This window comes from Flexivirga endophytica (assembly GCF_014640635.1).
GTDB lineage: Bacteria > Actinomycetota > Actinomycetes > Actinomycetales > Dermatophilaceae > Flexivirga > Flexivirga endophytica.
In genome coordinates, this window is the sequence record NZ_BMHI01000002.1 from 25,694 (window position 1) to 48,202 (window position 22,509).

Here is a 22,509-nt window from a genome sequence, read left to right on the forward strand (position 1 = left end):
CCTCAAGCCGGCGGGCGTGACACTCGTGCTCGCAGCCCGTCCCGGATCGCGGCCTGGGCAGCGACGTCGGACTCGTTGTAGTCCAGGCACCAGGTGCGGGCTGCTTCGGCGTCGGGACCGGTGCCGCGTGCGTGCTCGATCTTGTCCATCGACGAGAAGCCGCCGGCGTCGTCGACGCCCCACTCGAAGCCGAAAATCGGCGCGACATCCTTGATGGAGAACGATTTTCGGGCGATGAACGCGCTGCTGGCCCACGCGTGCAGGTCGACGGTCCTGCCCTCCAACAGGGCAGCCAGCCGGGGAAACTTCCGCGTGCGCGATACCTCTACCGCTGACCAGTGGAAGATCATCAGCGTGCGCCCGCGCAGCTCGGCGTCGGCGATCAGCTCCTCGAGCCGGTGGGCGACCTGTTCCGCGAGCGCCGCCTCGCCCGTGTCGTCCAACGGCTCGAAGGACACGACCGGCTCATAGCGCGCGGTGGTCTCGTCCGCGTCGTGCCGAATCCGCAGGCCGTGTTGGTAGATCCGGCCCGTGCGATCCCACTCGATGTCGAAGTCGACCTCGACATCCGCGGTCGGAACAGCGGGCCAGACGCCGTCGATCGGCTCGATGTCGACACCTCGCAGCGTCAGGTCCGCCTTGGTCACGGCGGCACGCAACGCCTTCTCGGCCGCGCCGGCGCCCGGCCGGCTCGCGGCATTGCGAGCGAAGCCGTCCAGCAGGTCGGCGTCGAGCTCCAGTGCGGCCAGGTCGGCCAGCGTCGTCACACCGCGCGATGCGAGGTATTGCCACTCACGGGTCCGCAGCCGACCGTGGCGCAGCGCGAACCCGGCGTCGTCGGGGCCAACGACCTGCTCGCACTGCCGCACCCACACGCAGTCGAAGCACTCGTCGGTGCCGATCGGACGCACCAGCTCCCGACCGTCACGGGCGGCCTGCGCGACCTCGACCCGGAAGTCGAACTCGTGGTCGTAGCGCTCCAGTGGAGTACGCATCCTGCGCCCGGACTGCGCCGACGCCGAGAACGTCTGCTCACCGGCCTCGGTGAGGTCGTACCAGGTGATGCCGCACCCATGAGCAGTCAGCCCGTCGTAGGAGTCGGTGCCGAGGATGCCGCCATACAGCCACTCGTCGCCGGGGTGGAAACCGAGGTCCTGCAGCATCCGCGTGTAGTGCGCCAGCTGCATGACGTCGTCGCGGCGGTGACCGCCGCGGTCGCACACGCCGCCGGCGGTCTCCCACCGCATCGGTGCGTCGATCGCGGAGAAGGTGAGCGTCTTGGTCTTGGACGCCTTCAGGGTGTGATGGTGCTTGATGTCGACGGGGACGTATGTCGCTCCCGTCCCCGCCCGCACCAGCAGGTCCGGAGCGCCCCGACGCGCACCCGTGTCGGGCAGCCGGCCGCCGACGATCACCGGATCACCGCGACGCATGGCAGTCACAGTGGCGTCGATCGTCGCTGCCCAGGACTCGTCGGGATCGATGAACGTGCCGTCGTCCAATACGTCCCGCAGGGCGGCGACGACCTCGTCCTGGAACGCGCGGCCCGCGTCGAAGAGGATCTGCAGGTGTGCCGGCACCGGCAGCTCGACCGCGACCGAGCCGGGCGCGTGCTCGTTGTGCACAACCCGTGGGCACTTCTTGGCGGGGTAGCCGCCCAGGAGGACTTCACGCATCCTGCTGCCCTCCCGTCACGCGGTGCCCGCTGTTCCCTTCATTGAAGACCCTGGCACCGACAGCTGAGTGCCGCTGCCGGCCCGGCATACAAAAAGTCCCGAGCCGTGACATCCGTGGATGTCTCGACTCGGGACCAGGGGTGCGCGAGGGGGGATTTGAACCCCCACGCCCTTTCGGACACTGGCACCTGAAGCCAGCGCGTCTGCCGTTCCGCCACTCGCGCGAGTGCCGGACCAGTTTGCCCTGTCCGGCGCCAGAACGCCAAATCGTGGCGGGCTTCTCCGACCCCGAGGGCGTGCGCCACCATTGACGGTGCCGGGCTTCGGTCGATTCAGAAGGATCCCAGCGCGTATGCCGAGACGTCATACGCCACACCGTTACCATGGCGTGCGCGGCACGGCCGTCACGACAAGCGATCCCGCACAACCCGGAGCAAGGAGGCGACCGTGGGCATCTTCGACAAACTGGAACGCAGCATCGAGCGTGGCGTCAACGGCGTCTTCGCCAAGGCGTTCCGGTCCGAGGTGCAACCCGTCGAGATCGCCAGTGCGATGCGCCGGGCGATGGACGACCGCGCGGTCAGCGCCGGCAAGGGCAAGCGGCACGTCGTGCCCAACCTCTTCGTGGTCGAGCTGTCCACGACCGACTACGAGGGCCTGGTCACCGAGCACGAGGACGAGCTCGCCGACGACCTGATCGCGACTGCGTCCGAGCACGCCGAGAGCCAGCGCTACCAGCCCGGCGGCCCGGTCAGCGTGCAGTTCAGTGAGGACGAGAGCCTGGAGACCGGCGTCTTCCGGCTGCGCCCGTCGACCGCGCGCCAGGTGCAGCCCAACATGCGCCGGATGCCCGAGCGTATGCCGCCGGCCCGCGACCACGACGATCCGCGCGCGCCCAGGGGGCACGAGCCGCCGCCCGCTGCGGATCGAGTAGCGGGGGAGCGAAGCGGCGGAGCGTATCGAGATCCAGCACCTGGTCTCGATACGGGCTCGCCTAGCGGCTCGCCCTACTCGACCCGCAATGGTGGGCAACCCAGCGCGCCGCCCTCCCCGACCAACAAAAGCGACTACCGGCCGTCTCCGGCGGCACCGCGCAAGCTGCGTGAGCGCCCGTGGCTCGACGTCGACGGCGACCGCTACCCGATGCTCGGCGCGATCACGATCATCGGCCGCGACGACGACGCCGACGTGCTGCTCGACGACCCGGGAGTCTCCCGCCGGCACAGCGAGATCCGCATCACCTACGACGGACCGCACCAGGTCATCACCATCCGCGATCTCGGCTCGACCAACGGCACCTTCGTCAACGGCGATCCGATCGACTCGCTGCACCTGACCGAGGGCGACCGCATCACCATCGGACGCACGCACCTGATCGTGCATTTGGGCGGGACCCGGTGAGCGAACTCACTCTGACGGCGATCCGGCTCGGATTGCTGGCGCTCCTCTGGGCGTTCATCTTCAGCATCGTCAGCGTGCTGCGCGGCGACCTCTACGGCACGCACGTGGTGTCCAAGTCGTCCGATCGGCGCGGTGCTCCGGCAGCACCCGCACGGCCTGCCAAACCGGTCCGCCGCGGCCCGACCCGGCTGGCGATCATCGAGGGGCCGATGCGCGGCGGCAGCCTGCCGCTGACCGAGAACGGCGTCCTCATCGGCCGCAACCCCGAGTGCACCCTGGTGCTCTCCGACGACTTCGCCAGCGGTCGCCACGCCCGCATCTACTCCGGCGGCGACAGCTGGATGATCGACGACCTCGGCTCGACCAACGGCACCTTCGTCGGCGGCGAGCGCATCGGTCAGGGCATGCCGCTGTCCGAAGGTTCCCGCGTGCGCATCGGCCAGACCGTCCTCGAGGTCAGGAAGTAACCGCCACATGTCGATCTCCCTGCGGTATGCCGCTCGCACCGACATCGGTCTCGGCAGCAAGAGCCGCAACGAGGACTCCGGCTATGCCGGACCCGACCTGCTCGTGCTGGCCGACGGCATGGGCGGCCACGCAGCCGGCGACATGGCCAGCTCGACCGTGGTCAGCGAACTCATCAGCCTGGACGGCGAGTCCTACGGCAGCGACGAGGCATTGCGCCGGCTCGCGACCGCAGTGCACAACGCCAACGCGCGATTGCGCGACGAGATGGACGAGGACCCCGAGCTGGAGGGCATGGGCACCACTCTCATCGCCTTCCTGCGCAGCGGAAACATGTTGGCACTGGCCAACATCGGCGACTCCCGCGCCTATTTGGTGCGCGACGGTGTCTTCAGCCAGATCACCAAGGACCACAGCTTCGTGCAGACCCTGCTGGACGACGGCCGCATCACCGCGCAGGAGGCCGAGCACCACCCGCAGCGGTCGCTGGTGACCCGGGTGCTGACCGGCCGCGAGGACGACGAGCCCGACCTGTCGTTGCGGGAGGCCAAGCCCGGCGACCGGCTGCTGCTGTGCTCCGACGGGCTGCCGGACTACGTCGCGGGCTCCACCATCGAGGAGATCATCACCGGCGACGGCACCCCTGCGCAGATCGCGGACGCTCTCATCGCGATCGCGCTGAAGGCCGCGACCCGCGACAACGTCACGGTCGTCGTCGCCGATGTCATGGGAGAGTCCGACGGTCCGAGCAACACGACCACGCCACAGATCGTCGGAGCTGCGGCGGCGCACGACATAGGGGCAGACGAGCAGGACGAGCCGACGTCCCCGGCCGCGAAGGCCGCCGCGCTCAGCCGCGCCGCCAACGCACCCGCTCCGAGCGACGGCGACGAGGACGACGACGCCGCGCCGATGCTGGCCGAGGAAGGTCCACGCCGCTTCACCTGGCTGAAGCGGACACTGGTCGCCCTGCTCGTGCTGGCGGTGCTCGCCGTCATCGGCGTCTTCGGGTATGCCGCAACGCAGCGGCAGTACTACATCGCCCAGCACAAGGGCAAAGTGACCATCTACCAAGGGATCTCGCAGAATCTCGGCCCGATCAGGCTGCACTCGGTCAACACCGTCAGCGACGTCTGGGTGGACGACCTGCCCAGCTACGACCGCAGCAAGGTCTCCTCCAAGAGCATGACCGCGGGTGACCGCGAGGCGGCGATCGGCATCGTCGAGAACCTCCGCTCGGACATGGTCGCCTGCCAGGCCCAGGTGGCCGACGGAAGCAGCTGCTGAATGAGCACCCCACGAAGTTTCTCCTCCGCTCCGTCACCCCACGAAGTTCTCCTCCGCTTCGCTCCCCCGATACTTCGCGGGGACCCCGACCCGCTCCTCCGAATACTTCGCGAGGACCCCGCGTGAAGACCAAGATCGCGGCACCGAAGACCCGTCGCAACACCGAGCTGGTGTTGCTGGTGGTCGCTGTCGCGATCGTGCTGGTGGCCTACGCCAACGTCGGCCTGGCGGTCAACGAGTCGTTACCGGTCGACTTCTTCACCCTCGGTGGCGGGTTCGCCGTGGTGGCCTTCGCGTTCCACCTGGTGCTGCGCTGGAAGGCGTCATACGCCGACCCGGTGCTGCTGCCGATCGTCACCCTGCTCAACGGGCTCGGGCTGGTGATGATCCACCGCATCGACCTCGCACCCGGCTCGCCGGACGCCGCACCCAAGCAGCTGATGTGGACCGCCGTCGCCGCCATCGCGGCCGTCGCGCTGCTCTTCTTCGTGCCTGACCACCGTCGGCTGCGGCGCTACACCTTCATCTTCGGGCTGACCGGCTTCGTCCTCCTGCTGACACCGCTGCTCCCCGGAATCGGTCGCAACATCAACGGTTCTCGCGTCTGGATCGCCGTCGGCGGCTTCTCCTTCCAGCCCAGCGAGATCGCCAAGATCCTGATCACGATCTTCTTCGCCAGCTACCTCGTGCAGACCCGTGACGCGCTGTCGCTGGTGGGCCGGCGGGTGCTCGGGCTGCCGCTGCCGCGCGCCAGGGACATGGGCCCGATCCTCATCGCCTGGATCGCGTCGCTCGGTGTGCTGGTCTTCGAGTCCGACCTCGGCACCTCGCTGCTGTTCTTCGGCCTCTTCGTCGGCATGCTCTACGTCGCGACCGAGCGCCGCTCGTGGATCATCATCGGTCTCGGGCTCTTCCTCGTGGGTGCGTATGTCGCCTACCTGCTCTTCGCGCATTTCCAGGAGCGGGTCTCGTTGTGGCTGGATCCCTTCCAGCCGGGCATGTCCGACCAGATCGCCAAGGGTCTGATGGGTATGGCGGCCGGTGGCATGTTCGGCACCGGCCTCGGCCAGGGGCACCCGGAGCTGACCTACTTCGCCAACAGCGACTTCATCATCCCGTCCTTCGGTGAGGAGATCGGCCTGGTCGGGCTCTGCGCGATCCTCGTGCTCTACGGCCTGCTCGTCGAGCGCGGCCTGCGCGCCGGTGTCGCCTCCCGGGACGGCTTCGGCAAGCTGCTGGCGACTGGACTCGCCTTCTCGATGGCGCTGCAGGTCTTCGTCGTCGTCGGCGGCGTGACCCGGGTGATCCCGCTGACCGGCCTGACGACACCGTTCCTGTCCGCGGGAGGCTCATCGCTGCTGGCCAACTGGGTGATCGTCGCCCTGCTGCTGCGGATCAGCGACCACGCCCGCCGGCCGACCACCGAGAACGAAGGCCGCCCGGAGAACCTCGGCACCGACGACACGCAGATTGTGAACGTGAAATGAACGCCCCGATCCGCCGCCTCGGCCTCGTGGTCGCCGCGATGTTCTGCGCACTACTGGTCGCCACCACGGTGATCCAGTTCGTGCAGGCACGCAGCCTCGACGACCGCCCCGGCAACCGGCGCACGCTGCTCGCGTCATACAGCAAGGAGCGCGGGTCGATCCTGGTCGGCGGCTCAGCCGCCGCGGTCTCCACCAAGACCGACGACCAGTACAAGTGGCTGCGCACCTACCCGCACAAGTCGCTGTATGCCGACGTGACCGGCTACTTCTCCTTCACCTACGGCAGCACCGGCATCGAGCGTTCCGAGGGTGACTTCCTCAACGGCAGCTCCGACAAGCTCTTCTACCGGCGGCTCACCGACATCGTCACCGGCCAGTCCGCGCAGGGCGCCAGCGTGCAACTGACGATCAACGCCAAGGCGCAGGAGGCGGCCAGGAAGGCGCTCGGCAACCAGAAGGGCGCGGTGGTCGCGCTCGACCCGAAGACCGGCGCGATCCTGGCGATGGTCACCAGCCCGTCATACGACCCCAACAAGCTTTCCAGTCACAACCTGGACCAGGTGCAGCAGTCGTTCACGCAGCTGTCCAAGGATCCCGATCAGCCGCTGCTCAACCGCACGATCAACGGCAACCTCTACCCGCCGGGTTCGACCTTCAAGCTGGTCACCGCGGCGGCGGCGCTCGAGTCGGGCAGCTACCAGACCGGTTCCACACTGCCCGGCCCGGCGAAGCTGCGGCTGCCCGGCACCGACAGCTACCTGCCCAACGACTTCCCCGGCAACTGCGGCGCCAACGACAAAGTGAGCCTCAAACGCGCGCTGACGATCAGCTGCAACACGGCGTTCGCCTCACTCGGCATGAAGCTCGGCCAGGACGAACTCCGCAGTATGGCGACGAAGTTCGGCTTCGGGAAGTCGTTGTCGGTCCCGATGCCGGTCACGCCGAGCGTCTTCCCGAACGACCTGAACAAGCCGCAGCTCGCGCAGTCCGCGATCGGACAGTACGACGTGCGCGCCACCCCGCTGCAGATCGCCATGGTCAGTGCGGCCATCGCGAACGGCGGCAAGGAGATGACGCCATACCTCGTGCAGTCGGTGCGGGACAAGAACCTCGACGTCATCCAGTCCACCGACGCCAAGGAGTTCGCCAACCCGATCTCGGACGGCACTGCCAAGGACCTCACGAACATGATGGAGTCCGTGGTGAGCGAGGGCACGGGAACCAATGCGGCCATCCCGGGCATCAAGGTTGCGGGTAAGACGGGCACCGCCGAGCACGGCGCCGGCCGCAATGCCGACGTGTGGTTCACCGGGTTCGCACCCGCTGACAACCCGAAGGTGGCGGTGGCCGTCCTGGTCGAGAACGGCGGAACAGCCGGACAGGAAGCAAGTGGTGGTCTGGTGGCAGCACCGATCGCCAAGCAGGTGATGGAAGCGGTGATCGGGAAATGAGCGAGCGCAGCGACACACGCACGAGCGGGCGACACGCTTCGACCCGATGGATGAGGGGATCAGCATGAGTGCAGTTGGGGACCTGATGGGAGGTCGCTACCGGCTGACCAGTCGCATTGCGGCCGGCGGCATGGGCGAGGTGTGGCAGGCCCGTGACGAGATCCTCGGCCGCACCGTGGCGATCAAACTGCTCAAGGAGGGGCTGACCGACGAGGAGGGCTTCACCGAGCGCTTCCGCAACGAGGCCCGCCTGTCGGCGGCGCTGGCGCACGGCAACATCGCGCAGGTCTACGACTACGGCGAGGACAGCAACCTCGCCTACTTGGTCATGGAGTACGTCCCGGGCAAGCCGCTGTCGTCGATCCTGCACGAGCGCGGACCGATCTCGGCCGCGGACACCGCCAACCTGATCGGCCAGGCCGCCGCGGCACTGCACGCCGCGCACCGGGCCGGGCTGATCCACCGGGACGTCAAGCCCGCCAACATGCTCGTCACGCCGGACGGCGTGGTGAAGCTGACCGACTTCGGCATCGCCCGCGCCGTGGGCTCGGCTGCGATGACCAAGACCGGCGAGGTGATGGGCACCGCCCAGTACCTCGCGCCCGAGGCCGCGATGGGCCGGGAGACGACGGCGCTGACCGACGTCTACTCGCTGGCCGTCGTCACCTACGAAATGCTCGGCGGGAGAAGGCCGTTCAATGCCGAGAGCGCCGTCGCTCTTGCACTGGCCCACGTCAATGAGCAGCCGCCGCCGCTGCCGACGGAGGTCCCGGCGCCGGTCCGTGCCGTCGTGCACGTGGCGCTGGAGAAGGACCCGGAAGCCCGCCCGAACTCCGCGCAGGAATACGGCCGCGCACTGCGCCAGGCCGTCACCGACAGTGAGCAGATGGGCCTGAACATCTGGGCCACCGCACCGCGCATGACCGGCGCCAACGGCGTCGGCGGCTCCTCGGGTCCGCAGTCGGGTGCGGTCTCCGGGCCGCAGTCCGGCCGCACCTCCGGACCGCAGGCCGGTGTGTCATCGGGCGGTCAGCCGCAGACCTCGGGTGGTCAAAAGCTGTCGCGGGCGCAGCGCAAGCAGAAGTCGGGTCCGCAACCGGTCACGACCTCCGGCGGGCAGGCCGTCACACCGGCCGGCGGTTCGCGCAACAGGTTGCTGCTGATCGGCGGCGGCATCCTGGCGGTGATCGTCATCGCGGTCGTCGTGGGCGTCATACTGGCCACGCAGGGCGGCGGCGGCCCGAAGGTCCCGGCCGCGCCCGACACCGGCCCGTTCAACAACCCGATCGTCACCTACAGCCCGGAGGCTTCATCGTGACCGACGGACTGCCGCGCATCCTCGGCGGTCGCTACGAGATCGGTGAACTCATCGGCCGTGGCGGTATGGCGGAGGTGCACCTCGGGCACGACAATCGCCTCGGCCGGACCGTCGCGATCAAGATCCTGCGCGCCGACCTGGCCCGGGACAGCACTTTCCTGACCCGGTTCCGCCGCGAGGCGCACTCCGCCGCCGGCCTCTCGCACCACTCGATCGTCGCGGTCTACGACTCCGGCGAGGACACCTTCACCGAGACCGGTGGCGCCGAGATCGACGTCCCTTACATCGTCATGGAGTATGTCGACGGGCAGACCCTGCGCGAGATCCTCAACGAGGAGGGCAAGCTCTCCTCCGACGAGGCCGCCCGGGTGACGATGGGCATCCTGTCGGCGCTGGAGTATTCGCACGACAAGGGCATCGTGCACCGTGACATCAAACCGGCCAACGTGATGCTGACCAAGGGCGGCAGCGTCAAGGTGATGGACTTCGGCATCGCGCGTGCGCTGGCCGACAACGGCGCGACGATGACGTCGGCGCAGGCTGTGGTCGGCACCGCGCGCTACCTGTCACCGGAGCAGGCACAGGGCGAGACCGTCGACGCGCGCTCCGACCTCTACTCCGCAGGGTGCGTGCTCTACGAACTGCTGACCGGTCGGACACCGTTCGTCGGCGAGCCGGTCTCGCTGGTCTACCAGCACATCACCGACCCACCGAAACCGCCGTCGGCATACGAGCCGTCCGTGCCGAAGGCGATGAACGCAGTCACCCTGCACTCGCTGGCCAAGGGCCGCGACGAGCGCTATCAGACCGCCGGCGACTTCCGCGCCGACCTGCAAGCCGCCCGCACCGGTGCTCCGCTGAGCGACGGCGCGACCGCTGTCATCAGCGCTGCCGCTGCCACCGCTCCCTCGGTGATGGACCGCGAGCCACAGGCGCCACCGCCGGAGCCGCGGCGCCGCGACCACACCCGGGAGATCCACGACGGTGAGCCGCAGCGCCGGCTGACCGGGCTGTGGGTTGTCGCGGGCATCATCGCGCTGCTGGCGATCCTCGGCATCGGCTACCTCGTGATGAACGGCGGCAAGAGCGACGCGACCACCGAGGCTGTGCCCAATGTGGTGCAACAGAAGGTCGCAGCGGCCAAACGGATCCTGCACGAGCACGGCTTCGACAACTACAAGGTCAACCTGGTCAAGAGCGACGTCACCAAGGGGTATGTCGCCAGGACCGATCCGACCAGCGGCACCAAGATCGATCCGAAGACGCAGATCCTGCTCAACGTCAGTGACGGGCCAGGTCTCACGTCGGTTCCCGACGTGACCGGCAAGAGCGTCGCCGAGGCGAGAAAGACGTTGACCAACGACGGATTCGCCAAGGTCACGGTCGCCAACCAGAAGGTCGACGACACCAAATACCCTGCGGGCCAAGTCGTTTCGGCATACCCGGCGATCGGCTCGATGGCCGACCCCAGCCAGCGCGTGACGCTCAGCGTCAGCAGCGGCAAGGTGCACGTCCCCACCGACCTGGTCGGCAAGGAGAGCGGCGAGGCTCAGCTCGCGCTGTTGCAGGCGCACCTGCAGCCGGAGGTCAAGAGCGTTCCCGTGTCCGACCCGGACCAGGGTGGCAAGGTGCAGAAGGTGTCGCCGGGCGGCGGCAACAAGGTCGACGCCAACTCCACGGTCACGTTGTCGGTCGGCGTCTACTCCAGCCAGACGACGGTGACGATCACCCCGCCGCCACCGCCGGACACGACGGAGCCGAGCGACAGCAGCTCACCGTCGAGCACTTCGAGTTCCAGCCCGAGCTCGAGCTCGGAGTCGCCGACGTCGAAGCCGTCGCCGACCCACCCGGGGACGGGAAGTCCCACGCGCCCGAAGCAGCCGTTGCTCCCGGGCATCACTGAACCGTTGCTTCCGAGCGACAACCAGTGACCCGGCGGCGCTGACCGAAGAGGGATTCAGGCGCCGGGCGCGGTGTGCACCAGAGGTGCGAGGCCGGCGGACCGCTCGACGGCGTCCGGGACACCGCACAGTGTGAGCCAGTTGGCGAGCATCCGGTGCCCGCCCTCGGTCAGCACGGACTCGGGGTGGAACTGCACGCCGTGCAACGGCAGCGTCCGGTGCTGCACGGCCATGATGACGCCGGAGTCGGTGCGGCCGGTGACCTCGAGCTCGTCCGGCACGGTGCCGGACTCGATCGCGAGCGAGTGGTAGCGCGTCGCGGTGAACGGGGACGGCAGTCCGTCGAGCACGCCGGCGCCCTCGTGCACGATGCGGGAGGTCTTGCCGTGCAGCAGCTCCGGGGCGCGGTCGACCGTGGCGCCATACACGACGCCGAGGGCCTGGTGGCCCAGGCAGACCCCGAACATCGGCTGCTCGCGCTGCGCGCACGCCGCGATCATCGCGGTGGAGACGCCGGCCTCCTCGGGGGTACCGGGGCCGGGTGAGACCAGCACGCCGTCGTAGTCGGCGCCCTCGGCCGGCGTGATCGCGTCGTTGCGCACGACGGTCGTCTCCGCGCCGAGCTGCTGGAGGTAACCGACGATGGTGAAGACGAAGCTGTCGTAGTTGTCGATCACCAGAATGCTCGTCATTGCGGCTCCCGCTCGTGCTTGTTGAACGTCATTGCTTCACTTTCCCGACTTTCGCGTACTTCAGATCGAGGGCGCCCTGGTATGCCGGGAAGGTCTCCTTGTCGGAGGTCTGAACGTCATACCCGAGACCGGCCAGGGGCACGTAGGCCTGGTAGTTCTGGACCGTCGGGTCGTCGTTGAGCGCCGTGCGCAGCTTCGCCGGGTCGCCCATCGCCTTGATGACGAACGGCGGTGAATAGACCCGCCCCTGCAGCAGCAGGGTGTTGCCGACGCAACGCACCGCCGAGGTGGAGATCACCCGTTGGTCCATCAGCATCATGGCGGTCGCGCCGCCGGCCCAGAGCGCGTTGACCACGGCTTGGACATCCTGCTGGTGCACGACCAGCCAGTCGAGGTTGGCGCCCTCGGGCAGGGTCGAGGGGTCTCGGGTGGAGTCGTTCAGGGTGACGGTGACGACCTTGCCGGTCGCCTTCGTCAGCCCGGCGTTGCCGGCGTAGTCGTCGGCGGTGCGCTGTGCCGTGCGCAGCTTCGACGAGCCGGGCGAGTCGCGTTTGCCCAGGCGCTTGACGTCCGATTGCAGGGCGGCGACGTCGGCGGCCTGCCCGGCGACCCGCCGGTTGCCGTCCTCGACGACCTGCACCAGGTCGCGTGTGCCCGGCCGCAGGTCACTGCCCTGTGAGGTGCTCGCGCTGACACCGAAGAGGAGCCCCGCTGCGACGCCGATCGCCGGCACGGCGTACGACCAGCGGCTTCGTGGTCGCCACATGCGGTCCTCCTCGAGGGTCTCCACCCGCCGCGCACACGGCTGGTGAAATAGTCTTGACCAGATTCTGACATTTCCGCCTTTGGGAGTACGCCGTGAGCACGTCCGACAACAACGCCGACCGCAACGCCGCACAGGCGGGCGACGAGGACTCTGCCGCGAAGAAGGCGGCGAACCGCGCCGCAGCCAAGGAGGAGAAGGCCCTCCGCCGCAAGGAAGAGGACCGCGAGCGCCAGGAGAAGCGTGAGCGCCAGGCGATCGACTCGCCGAGCCCCGGCTGGTGGGTGCCGACGCTGTGCACCTTCATGGTGGTCGGGCTGTTCTGGCTGGTCGTCTACTACCTGACCGGTGAGAAGTACCCGATCCCCGGCATCGGGCTGGGCAACATGGCCATCGGATTCGTGCTGATCCTCGTCGGTTTCGGTATGACGACCCGCTGGCGCTAGACCCGCGCGCGAGTTATCCACCGCGTTGTCCACAGGCCGGTGGAAAACTACACGGGTGTCATTCAGATCGGCGACCGATGACCGCGCCGTATGGCGAAACCACCGAAATTGCAGGGCGCACAGGTGATCCCGTGCGCCCTGCAGGCATGTCCCGGCGCTTTGTCCACATGGTTATCCACAAGCGGTGGATAACAACATGTGTGTAACTTCGATCAGGTGATCGGCCCACGCCCGTCTTCCGCAGGGCCGGTGCCGTCGCCGGTGCCGAACGACCGCATCGCGTCCAGCACGCTGCGCACCAGGGAGACCTCGTGGGTGCGGTAGACACCGGTGCCGCCGAGGTGCGCGAGCACCGCGAAGAAGCCCTCACCGCTGCGGTACTGGTCCTCGAAGATGTCGAAGGCGTGCGGCAGCGCGTGGCACACGGGCACGCCGAGCCGACGGAGCCGGAAGGTGTGCAGCAACGCAGCCGCCTGGTGCCGGGCCCGCACGCGCTGGTCGTCCAGGTGGAATCCGAAGCCGAGGCCCGGGTCGACAGCGAGGCTGGGGACGCCCAGCTGCCGGGCGCGCTCGATGCGGCTGCCGAACGTGTCGAGCATGCCCGGGACCGGATCGGTGTCGACGGCGTCCTCGGTCAGCGCGCGGGCGTTCGGGCCGAGCACGTGACACAGCACGACGGTCGCATCGTGTTCGGCGGCCAGGGTGAACATCCGGTCGTCGTCGTCGGACCCGGTCAGGTTCAGGACCCGGGCACCGGCCGCCAGCCCCGCCCGGGCGACCGGCTCCTGGTAGGCCTCCACGGACACCGCGATGCCGGCCGCGGTGAGTTGCTCGATCACCGGGGTCAGCAGCGCCTGCTGCTCGGCCAGGTCGGCGCGGGCCGCGGTCGCCCGGGTGGACTCGGCGCCCACGTCGATCAGGTCGGCCCCGGCCGCCGACTGCACCTTGGCCTTGCGGACGGCCGAGTCGGTGCTGACCGCGATGCTGTCCCGGTATGACGAGTCGCGGGACAGGTTGACCACGCCCATCAGCGTCGGCCGCTGATCGGTGTCGACCATCCGGTCGCCGATCTGCAGCGGCGCGACCCGTGTGGCCAGGTCGTCCGGGTAACGGCCGGCGAGTTCGGCCAGCGCGGCGAGCGTGATCATCGGCCCTCCGCCAGATAGCGCATCATCAGGGTCGCGTCACCGTGCAGCACACTCGCCAGCCGGAACTCGGCGACGTGCGACAACGACGGTGTCTGTGGTGACGTCTCGTTCCCGGCGAAGACCGGGCTGACGGTGATGTCGGCCTCGTCGACCAGGTCGGCGGCGATCAGATCGCGCAGCAGTTTGGGGCCGCCCTCGCACAGGATCCGGGGCAGCTTCCGGTCGACGAGCGTGTCGACGATCGCCTGCGGCGTGGCCTCGTCGAGGGCGACGACGTCGGCGTGCCCACGAGCGATGGCCAGATTGTCCGGATCGGCGTCGGTGCCGGTGAGAACCAAGGGGCGACAGCTGGACTCACTCCACAGCGGCAACTCCCACGGCAGGTCGAGGGAGCCGCTGACAACCACGACGACCGGCGCCGGCAGTTGTCCGGCCGCCTCCCGACGAGCGGTGTCGTTCGGTTTGGCGCGCATCGGGGTGTATAGCTCGGCGCGCAGCGTGCCCGCACCGATCAGCACCGCGTCCGCGTCGCGTCGCACCGCGTTGAAGATCTGCTGGTCGGCGGGCGAGGAGACCGATCCGCTCAACGAGTCGGGGCCGGTGGCGGCTCCGTCGAGGGTGGTCACCATCATCGCCCGGACCCAGTGCCGCGACTGCGGCCAGGGGTAGGCCTGCAGCACTTCTTGCTCGGTCAGCGGATCCTCGCCGGTGGGCGGGAGAAGGCCATGGATCGGGCCGGCTTCAGACATATCTCCGCAACCTACCCGGCAGACGTGAACGTCACCCGGTGACACCCGCCAATGACATGAACTCGGCACGCGAGCGCGGATCGCTGCGCAGTTTGCCCAGCAGGGTCGACGTGACCGTGCTCGAGCCGGTCGCCTGCACGCCGCGCAGCGTCATACAGGAGTGCTCGGCGGCCATGACGACACCGACGGCCCGCGGCTGCAACTCCTCCTGCAGTAGGTCGGCGATCTGTTTGGTCAGCCGCTCCTGGGTCTGCGGGCGGCATGCGAAGTGCTCGACGACGCGCGCCAGCTTGGACAGCCCGAGGATCCGGTCGCCCGGCAGGTAAGCGACGCAGGCGCGGCCGGTGAACGGCAGCAGGTGGTGCTCGCACACCGACCGGAAGGGTATGTCGCGCGCCAGCACCAGCTCGTCATACGCCTCCTCGTTCGGGAAGGTCGTCATCTCGAACGGACGCGGGGTGAGCATCTCCGCCCAGGCCCGCGCCATCCGACCCGGCGTCGCCCGCAGGTGCTCGGAGTCGAGCTCGATGCCGAGCGCCACCAGGAAGGCGGCGGCAGCGTCCTCCGCCGCCGCCACATCCATGACATCGGTCGCGGGGACGAGCCGGGCGACCGACGGCGCGCTCATCGCGCTCATCAACGGCCCGTCCGCTGGAACGGCCGGTCGTAGGTGCGGGCCAGCAGCGCCAGCGCGAGCGCCGCGACCAGCAGGCCGAAGTCGCGCAACGCCACGTCGTAGAAGCCGGACCAGGTCAGCAGGTTGATGATGATGCCGGCCAGCCACAGCGCCACCACGTAGGCGGCGTAACGGGGCTTGGCCGCGACGGCGAGCGCGGCGACGATCTCGACGGCGCCGACGACATACATCGCGGTCTGTGCCGAGAACGGCAGGATGTCCACGATCCACGGCGCCAGGTAGGCGGGCCAGTCGGTGAGCGAGTTGAAGTATTTGTCGACGCCCATCCACAGCGGCAACACCACGAACCCCACACGCAGGATCCAGAACGCGCCGTATGCCGGCTCCGCGCGCAACGCCTCCCAGGTCTTGGACGGTTCGTGCAGCGACACGTGCGCTGTGTGGGTAGCCATGGCGGCCTCCTCTATCGACAATGTTTACTTTTTTAGAATCCTCCGTCGCTCGGATATTTGTCAAGTATCGCTGGTGATAGAATGCATCGTAATGAAGTCGTATGACGAACAGGCACCGGATGCCACTCCGGAGCTGGCCGCGCTGGCCGATCCGGTGCGCCGCCGGCTTTACGAGTTCGTCGCCGATCAGGACACGCCGGCCCGGCGAGACACCGCCGCTGACGCCGTGGGCATCAGTCGCACGCTGGCGGCATACCACCTGGATCGGTTGGTCGAGGCCGGCTTGTTGTCGACCAGCTACGCCCGGCCGGCCGGGCAGGGCGGGCCCGGCGCCGGACGCCCCGCGAAGCTCTACGAGACCACCCAGGACGAGGTCTCCGTCACGGTGCCGCCTCGCAGCTATGACGTGTTGGCCGGTGTGCTCGCCGACGCCGTGGCCGCCGACGCGTCCGGGGGAGTGCAGACGGCACTGCTCGCCGCCGCCGAGCAGGAAGGACGCAAGGCCGCTGCGGAGGACGACGATCTGCTGGCCACCCTGCGGGCGCGTGGCTACGAGCCGGAGCTCGTCGACGACGAGATCGATCTGCACAACTGCCCGTTCCACCATCTCGCGCAACGGCACGTCGAGCTGGTCTGCGGGCTCAACCACTCGCTGTTGCGCGGCCTGCTCGCGGGCCGAGGCGACGACCCGGAGTGCGCGCGACTGGCGCCTCGTCCGGGGCACTGTTGCGTCACGATCCGGGCTTCCGCCGCGGAGCGGACCGCCTGATGCAGTGACTCACGAAGAGGATCAGGGACGGGCCAGCAGCCGGTAGTAAGCGCTGCTCCAGCGCAGCTCGTGCTCCATCCGGGTCGGCGTCGTCGTCTCGTCGATCACGACCAGCTCGGTGGACAGCATCCGCGCCAGGTCGTGGAACACCTCCATCGGCAGCGCGGTGGTCAGCACCGTGTGGTGTGCCCCGCCGGCGAGCAACCAGGCGTGCGCCGCCGTCGGCAGGTCGGGCTGCGGGGACCACACGGCGTGACCGACCGGCAGGCGTGGCAGGTCCTGGGGTGCGGGCACCACGTCAACGACGTTGGCGGTCAGGCGGAAGCGGTCCCGCAGATCGCTCATCGAGACCACGACGCCCGGACCGGGGTCCGCCTCGAAGACGAGCCGGACCGGATCATCACGGTCGCCCATGCTGAGCGGGTGGATCTCCAGCCGCGCCCGGTCGGTCGTCAGGGTGGGACACACCTCGAGCATGTGCGCACCGAGGATCAGTCCGTCGGGCGCCGCGAAGTCGTAGGTGTAGTCCTCCATCAGCGAGGCTCCGCCGGGAAGCCCGAAGCCCATGACCTTGGCCGTCCGCACGAGTAGCGCTGTCTTCCAGTCACCCTCCGCACCGAACCCGTAGCCGTCGGCCATGAGTCGTTGGACGGCCAGTCCGGGTAGCTGGCGCAGCGGACCGAGGTCCTCGAAATTGGTTGTGAACGCGGCGAACCCGCCATCTTCGAGGAAAGATCGCAGCGCGATTTCCACCCGGGCCTCGTAGCGCAGGCCGCCGTGCCGTTCAGCACCCGGCCGCAGCTCTGCCTGCAGGTCGTAGCGGTGCAGGCATTCCTCGACGAGCGTGTCCACCGCCGATTCGGTCACGTCGCGCACACGGTCGGCCAGCTCGGTGACACCCCAGGTGTTGACCGACACTCCGAGCAGGATCTCCGCCTCGGTCTTGTCACCTTCGGTGACCGCGACGTTGCGCATGTTGTCGCCGAAGCGCGCCAGCCGCATCGTGCGCAGCTCCGCGCGTCCGGTCGCGGCGCGCGCCCACATTCCCACTTCGCGCTGGACCCGCGGGTCCGACGCGTGACCCACCACGACCTTTCGCGGCACCGCCATCCGGGTGAGCAGATACCCGAACTCGCGGTCCCCGTGCGCGGCCTGGTTGAGGTTCATGAAATCCATGTCGATCGTCGACCAGGGCAGCTCGACGTTGGCCTGCGTGTGCAGCTGCAGCAATGGCAGCGACAGTCGCTCGAGCCCGCGGATCCACATCTTCGCCGGGCTGAAGGTGTGCATCCAGGCGATCAGCCCGACGCACCCGTCGTCCGCCTCAGCCTCCAGTACCGTGCGCCGGATCGCGTCGGCATCCTTCAGCACCGGTTTCCAGACCACTCGGACCGGGACGTCCGCGGCCCCGTCGACGAGCTTCGCGACAGCCGTCGACTGGTCGATCACCTGCCGCAGTACGTCGTCCCCATAGAGGTCCTGGCTGCCGGTCAGGAACCAGATCTCCTTGTCCTGGAACGGATCTCGCATCACGCGTCGCCGTTCCCGATGCGTGGCGACGCGTCGCCGCCGGCCTGACCGTAGACGTGCTGGTAGCGCTCGTAGAGTGCGTCCACCATGTCCCCGGCGATGGGGACCGTGGCGCCCAGCTGTCCGGCGAGATGGACGGTGCGGGCACACTCCTCGAGCATGACCGCTGCCTTCACGGCGGCTCGGGCGTCGGCCCCGATCGTGAACGGGCCGTGGTTCTGCATGAGGACGGCGGGCGACCGTGAGGTGCGGAGGGTCTCGACGATCCCGCGGCCGATCGAGTCGTCCCCGATGACGGCGAACGGTCCGACCGGCACCGGGCCGCCGAACTCGTCGGCCATCATCGTCAGCACACAAGGGATCGGCTCGGCACGTGCCGACCAGGCGGTGGCGAAGGTCGAGTGCGTGTGCACGACACCACCCACGTGCGGCATCTCCCGGTAGACGTACGCGTGCGCGGCGGTGTCCGAGGAGGGGCTCCCGTCCCCGTCCACCACCGTGCCGTGCAGGTCGCACACGATCATCGACCGTGGCGTCAGGTCGTCATACGAGACTCCCGACGGCTTGATCACCAGCAGGTCGTCCGGACCGGGACCGCGCTCGCGGTCGGCCACCACGCGCTGCGACACGTTGCCGGCCGTCCACACGACGAGTCCCCATCTCGGCAACTCCGCGTGCAGCCCGGCGACCTGCACCCGTGCCTCCGCGACCGCGTCCGCGAGGCCGGTGGGCATCGCCTCGAGGGACCGAGGTCGTTGTTGCGTCATCACGCTTGCACCTGTCTTTCCGAGACCGCGACCGCGCGGTCGAGTGCGTCGACCGCGGTGCGTTCCACCGTGAGGCCGGCCGAATACCGTTCCAGGAACTGGGAATAGCCCCGGACGTCCGCCGGGTCGGGTGTGACCACTTCGAGCTCACTCGTGGCGAACACCTCGCAGTCGAGGAACTCCGTGAGACTCCGGTCCACTGCGGCGTCGAGGTAGGCCGCCAGGAGCGCGATGCCCCAGGCACCGCCCTCGGATGCGCCCGCGCGCACACCGACCGGGACGCCGAGGGCGGCCGCGAGGAGGCGCTGAGCCACGCCCTCGGTCCGGAAGAGTCCGCCGTGCGCGACGACGGTGTCGATGACGACACCGTCGCGCAGCAGCACCTGCATCCCGAGACTGAGCGCGCCGAACACGCCATACACGAGGGACCGCGCCAGGTTGGCGAAGGTGAGCGATCCCGCGTCGGCGCGGGTCAGCAACGGTCGGCCGTCGTCCAGTCCGACCACCGGCTCGCCGGACAGATAGTGGTAGGCGAGGATCCCGCCGGCATCCGGCGCCCCGTCCAGGGCCGCCCGCAGCAGCACACCGAAGGCGGTGTCCGCATCGGCGGAACACCCTGCGGCCACGCCGAACTCCCGGAACACCGCCACCCAGTTCTCGAGCTCCGCGGCGCCGTTGTTGCAGTGCACCATCGCCACCGGATCCCCGGCCGGCGTCGTCACGATGTCGACCTCCGGGTGTGCCGTCTCCGGTTCCCGGTCAAGCACCAGCATGGCGAAGATGCTGGTGCCCACGCTCACGTTGCCGGTGCGGGGCGCGACGGCGCAGGTCGCCGTCATACCGGTGCCGGCGTCCCCTTCGGGAGGACACAGCGGTATGCCGGCCGGCAGGCTCCCGGACGGGTCCATCAGCGCGGCACCGGCCGCGTGCAGTGTCCCTGCCGGCGCCCCGGCCACCTGGACGGCGGGGAGCAGGTCACGCAATTTCCGGCCGAAACCGTGCGCCGCCAACAGCTCGTCGGTGCGCGCCAGGGCGTCGTGGTCGTAGTCGTGCGTGCGGCTGTCGATGGGGAACATGCCGGACGCGTCGCCGACGCCGAGCACCCCGCGGCCGGTGAGCTGCCGGTGCACGTAGCCCGCCAGGGTGGTGACGGAGCGGACCTGCGCGACATGCGGTTCCCCGTCGAGGACCGCCTGGTAGAGGTGGGCCACCGACCAGCGCAGCGGGATGTTGCGGCCGAGCAGCTCGCTCAGCTCAGCGGCGGCGACACCGGTCGAGGTGTTGCGCCAGGTTCGGAACGGCACGAGCAACTCGTCGTGCTCGTCGAAGGCGAGGTAGCCGTGCATCATCGCCGAGACGCCGAGTGCGCGGACCGACTCCAGTCCCGGTGCGCCCTGCGCGGCAAGGGCCCCGCGCAGGTCCGCGACCGCGGCACGCATCCCGTCCCAGAGCTCGTCCAGCACATAGGTCCAACGGCCGTCGACCAGGCGGCTGCTCCAGTCGTGGCTTCCGACGGCGACCGGTTGATGATCGGCTCCGGCCAGGCAGGCCTTGATGCGGGTCGAGCCCAGCTCGATCCCGAGGTATGCCGGAGGCGTCGCCGGATCCCGGCGCACCGACCCGTGCGTCTGTGTCGTCATCACGGTCCCGGGCGGCTAGGCCGACGCCCCTTCGACCTGTTGCCGATAGGACGACACCATGAACTCGGTCAGCTCGGCCAGCGAGGTGTCCGCGGTGCGCTTGTCGAGCGTGATCCGGCCCTGCTCAACGACATTCACCCGGTCGCACAGCTCGAAGATGTGCGTGTAGTTGTGGTCGATGACCAGCATCGACACCCCGCGGTTGCGGGCCAGGCTCTTGACCAGGTCGATGATCAGCTTGGCCTCCTTGGCACCCATCGCGGCGAGTGGCTCGTCGAGCAGCAGGATCTTCACGTCCTCCCGACGGGTCGCCCGCGCCACCGCGATCGCCTGCCGCTGGCCACCGGACAACTTCTCCACGGGCAGATCGACGGAGGGAATGTCGACCTGGATCTCCTCCAGGTAGCGCATCGCGTCGGCACGCATCCGGCGGTTGTTCAGGAAACGGAAACGACCGCCGCTGGTGACCTCCCGGTTGAGGAACAGGTTGTGATAGACCGACAGCTCGTCGACCAGCGCCAGGTCCTGGAAGACCGTCTCGATGCCGTGACTGCGGGCGTCCTGCACCGAGTGCAGGTCGACGGGCTCGCCCTCGACATACAACTGGCCCTGGTCCGGTGGCTGGTAGCCGGTGATGATCTTGACCAGGGTCGACTTGCCGGCGCCGTTGGATCCGACCACGCCGAGCACCTCGCCCGGAGCCAGGTGCAGATCGACCCCGCGCAGGACTTTGATCGGACCGAACGCCTTGGTGATGCCCTCGACGCGCAGCACGTCCTCGGCCGCCGGAGGGTCGGTCTTGTCGTCCATGCTCACCTGATCTGCCTTCGAGAGGTCCGGCCGGTTCATGAGGAGGTGGCGCGTCGGCCGCCGAGCCGGGTGATCAGCCGCGCGAGTGATCCGGAGCCGCGTCCCGAACGGGTGCGTTCCAGTTGGATGTTGAGGATCATCGCGCCGAGGATCGCCAGTCCGAGGACCAACTGATAGGCGAACGCGTTGATGCCGATGATGTTGAACCCGTCCTCGAGCACGCCGAGCACGATCGCCCCGATACCGGCGCCGATCATGGTGCCGCGGCCACCGGTCAGCGCCGTGCCGCCGATCACCGCTGCGGCGACGCCGTAGAACATCATCGTCAGGCCGTCGGTGCCCGGGTTCAGACTGCCGATCCGATAGCCGTCCAGGATGCCGATCAGGCCACCGAGCAGCGAACACAGCACGAAACACCAGATCTTGACCGCGCCGACCCGGACACCCGCTTCGCCGGAGGCGGTCTGGTTGCCGCCCACCGCCGTCACGTGCAGTCCGAACGTCGTACGCCGGAAAACGATGTGGCCGACGACCGCGATCGCGAGGGCCCAGATGATCGGTGAATATGTCGAACCGCCGAGGATCTTCGCGATCGTTCCGGAGCCAGCAGGATTGATCTGAATCCCGTTGGAGGACAACAGAACAATGCCTTGCAGTGCGAAGACGGTGCCCAACGTGGTGATGAAGGACGGCACGTTGAGCAGCACCGTGATCAGTCCGTTGATCAGGCCGATCGCGGCGCAGGCGACCAGCGAGATGACGATGCCGCCGAGCACGCCGAGGCCGGCGTCGTGCAGATAGACGACCAGGAACGGCGACAGCACGTAGACCTCGCCGACCGACAGGTCGATCTCGCCGAGGGTCAGCACGAAGACCTCGGCGATGCCGAAGATCATGATCGGCGCGACGTATGTCGACAGCGTGGCGACGTTGGACTGGCTGCTGAAGGCCGAGGAGTAGATGCTGAAGAAGATCGCGAGCGCGACACCGATGACCGCGATCACCAGCTCCTGACCCTGCAGCAGCCGCCGCAGCCACAAGCGGCGCTTCACTGCGGTCGCACGTGCCTCCTTCGCCTCGGGCGCGGGAGGTGGTGCGACGTGGGTGGATTCACTCACCA

General features: G+C 68.7%; 21 protein-coding genes and 1 tRNA gene. 9 read left to right on the forward strand and 13 right to left on the reverse strand.

Annotated elements, in window-relative coordinates:
• Positions 1-2 precede the first annotated feature (2 nt).
• Together IEX71_RS05110 and IEX71_RS05115 are read right to left on the reverse strand one after the other, a co-directional pair.
• Positions 3-1,676 carry a ribonuclease H-like domain-containing protein gene (locus IEX71_RS05110; RefSeq protein ID WP_188835934.1) on the reverse strand — a complete coding sequence of 558 codons (1,674 nt, stop codon included), beginning with the start codon at positions 1,674-1,676 and terminating at the stop codon, positions 3-5.
• Positions 1,677-1,817: 141 nt separating this feature from the next.
• A tRNA-Leu gene (locus IEX71_RS05115) sits at positions 1,818-1,900 on the reverse strand.
• Positions 1,901-2,123: 223 nt separating this feature from the next.
• Here IEX71_RS05115 and IEX71_RS05120 point away from each other — a divergent pair.
• The 7 genes from IEX71_RS05120 (at position 2,124) to pknB (ending at position 11,016) form a co-directional block, all read left to right on the forward strand.
• The gene (locus tag IEX71_RS05120; RefSeq protein WP_188835935.1) at positions 2,124-3,077 is read left to right on the forward strand and encodes an FHA domain-containing protein; all 954 of its coding nucleotides are present in this window, start codon (positions 2,124-2,126) and stop codon (positions 3,075-3,077) included.
• Positions 3,074-3,544, forward strand: a complete 471-nt coding sequence (locus IEX71_RS05125; RefSeq protein WP_188835936.1) for an FHA domain-containing protein FhaB/FipA — start codon at positions 3,074-3,076, stop codon at positions 3,542-3,544. The genes IEX71_RS05120 and IEX71_RS05125 overlap by 4 nt, the downstream gene beginning before the upstream one ends.
• A gap of 7 nt (positions 3,545-3,551) precedes the next feature.
• Positions 3,552-4,829, forward strand: coding sequence for a PP2C family protein-serine/threonine phosphatase (locus IEX71_RS05130; RefSeq protein ID WP_188835937.1), 1,278 nt, complete (start codon positions 3,552-3,554; stop codon positions 4,827-4,829).
• 122 nt (positions 4,830-4,951) lie between these two features.
• Positions 4,952-6,316, forward strand: coding sequence for an FtsW/RodA/SpoVE family cell cycle protein (locus tag IEX71_RS05135; protein WP_188835938.1), 1,365 nt, complete (start codon positions 4,952-4,954; stop codon positions 6,314-6,316).
• Positions 6,313-7,767 (forward strand): peptidoglycan D,D-transpeptidase FtsI family protein, encoded by a 1,455-nt coding sequence (locus IEX71_RS05140; RefSeq protein WP_188835939.1) that lies wholly within the window; start codon positions 6,313-6,315, stop codon positions 7,765-7,767. The genes IEX71_RS05135 and IEX71_RS05140 overlap by 4 nt, the downstream gene beginning before the upstream one ends.
• A gap of 64 nt (positions 7,768-7,831) precedes the next feature.
• On the forward strand, positions 7,832-9,085 hold the full coding sequence (locus IEX71_RS05145; protein ID WP_188835940.1) for a serine/threonine-protein kinase: 1,254 nt from the start codon (positions 7,832-7,834) through the stop codon (positions 9,083-9,085).
• Positions 9,082-11,016, forward strand: coding sequence for a Stk1 family PASTA domain-containing Ser/Thr kinase (gene pknB, locus IEX71_RS05150; protein ID WP_229749492.1), 1,935 nt, complete (start codon positions 9,082-9,084; stop codon positions 11,014-11,016). The genes IEX71_RS05145 and pknB overlap by 4 nt, the downstream gene beginning before the upstream one ends.
• Before the next feature lie 26 nt (positions 11,017-11,042).
• On the opposite strand, the gene IEX71_RS05155 is transcribed toward pknB, so the two are convergent.
• Complete coding sequence (locus IEX71_RS05155; protein WP_188835941.1) at positions 11,043-11,678, reverse strand: aminodeoxychorismate/anthranilate synthase component II; 636 nt, start codon at positions 11,676-11,678, stop codon at positions 11,043-11,045.
• A 28-nt stretch (positions 11,679-11,706) separates the two neighbouring features.
• A complete protein-coding gene (locus tag IEX71_RS05160) occupies positions 11,707-12,444 on the reverse strand; it encodes a DUF881 domain-containing protein (RefSeq protein WP_188835942.1) in 738 nt (245 codons plus the stop codon).
• A 92-nt stretch (positions 12,445-12,536) separates the two neighbouring features.
• On the opposite strand from IEX71_RS05160, the gene IEX71_RS05165 reads away from it, so the two are divergent.
• Positions 12,537-12,887: a cell division protein CrgA gene (locus IEX71_RS05165; RefSeq protein ID WP_188835943.1), complete on the forward strand. Its 351-nt coding sequence runs from the start codon at positions 12,537-12,539 to the stop codon at positions 12,885-12,887.
• A gap of 212 nt (positions 12,888-13,099) precedes the next feature.
• Here IEX71_RS05165 and IEX71_RS05170 read toward each other — a convergent pair whose 3' ends face one another.
• From IEX71_RS05170 to IEX71_RS05185, 4 genes are read right to left on the reverse strand one after another with little or no spacing between them, the layout of a single operon-like run.
• Positions 13,100-14,035, reverse strand: coding sequence for a dihydropteroate synthase (locus IEX71_RS05170; protein WP_188835944.1), 936 nt, complete (start codon positions 14,033-14,035; stop codon positions 13,100-13,102).
• On the reverse strand, positions 14,032-14,784 hold the full coding sequence (locus IEX71_RS05175) for a dihydrofolate reductase family protein (RefSeq protein WP_188835945.1): 753 nt from the start codon (positions 14,782-14,784) through the stop codon (positions 14,032-14,034). The genes IEX71_RS05170 and IEX71_RS05175 overlap by 4 nt, the downstream gene beginning before the upstream one ends.
• Before the next feature lie 31 nt (positions 14,785-14,815).
• Positions 14,816-15,412 (reverse strand): GTP cyclohydrolase I FolE, encoded by a 597-nt coding sequence (folE, locus tag IEX71_RS05180; RefSeq protein WP_188835946.1) that lies wholly within the window; start codon positions 15,410-15,412, stop codon positions 14,816-14,818.
• An 8-nt stretch (positions 15,413-15,420) separates the two neighbouring features.
• Positions 15,421-15,873, reverse strand: a complete 453-nt coding sequence (locus IEX71_RS05185) for a hypothetical protein (protein WP_188835947.1) — start codon at positions 15,871-15,873, stop codon at positions 15,421-15,423.
• Between the two features lie 91 nt (positions 15,874-15,964).
• Here IEX71_RS05185 and IEX71_RS05190 point away from each other — a divergent pair, with 91 nt between their 5' ends.
• Positions 15,965-16,642: a helix-turn-helix transcriptional regulator gene (locus tag IEX71_RS05190; RefSeq protein WP_188835948.1), complete on the forward strand. Its 678-nt coding sequence runs from the start codon at positions 15,965-15,967 to the stop codon at positions 16,640-16,642.
• A gap of 21 nt (positions 16,643-16,663) precedes the next feature.
• Here the strand turns inward: IEX71_RS05190 and araA are convergent, their stop codons facing one another.
• The 5 genes from araA to IEX71_RS05215 are packed head-to-tail and all read right to left on the reverse strand — an operon-like array spanning position 16,664 to position 22,507.
• The gene (gene araA, locus IEX71_RS05195; protein ID WP_188835949.1) at positions 16,664-18,172 is read right to left on the reverse strand and encodes an L-arabinose isomerase; all 1,509 of its coding nucleotides are present in this window, start codon (positions 18,170-18,172) and stop codon (positions 16,664-16,666) included.
• A complete protein-coding gene (locus IEX71_RS05200; protein WP_373284561.1) occupies positions 18,172-18,939 on the reverse strand; it encodes an L-ribulose-5-phosphate 4-epimerase in 768 nt (255 codons plus the stop codon). Before IEX71_RS05200 ends, araA begins: the two co-directional genes overlap by 1 nt.
• On the reverse strand, positions 18,939-20,579 hold the full coding sequence (locus tag IEX71_RS05205) for a xylulokinase (RefSeq protein ID WP_188835950.1): 1,641 nt from the start codon (positions 20,577-20,579) through the stop codon (positions 18,939-18,941). Before IEX71_RS05205 ends, IEX71_RS05200 begins: the two co-directional genes overlap by 1 nt.
• A gap of 15 nt (positions 20,580-20,594) precedes the next feature.
• Positions 20,595-21,389, reverse strand: coding sequence for an ATP-binding cassette domain-containing protein (locus IEX71_RS05210; protein ID WP_188836530.1), 795 nt, complete (start codon positions 21,387-21,389; stop codon positions 20,595-20,597).
• A 35-nt stretch (positions 21,390-21,424) separates the two neighbouring features.
• Complete coding sequence (locus tag IEX71_RS05215) at positions 21,425-22,507, reverse strand: ABC transporter permease (RefSeq protein ID WP_188835951.1); 1,083 nt, start codon at positions 22,505-22,507, stop codon at positions 21,425-21,427.
• Between the last annotated feature and the right edge of the window lie 2 nt (positions 22,508-22,509).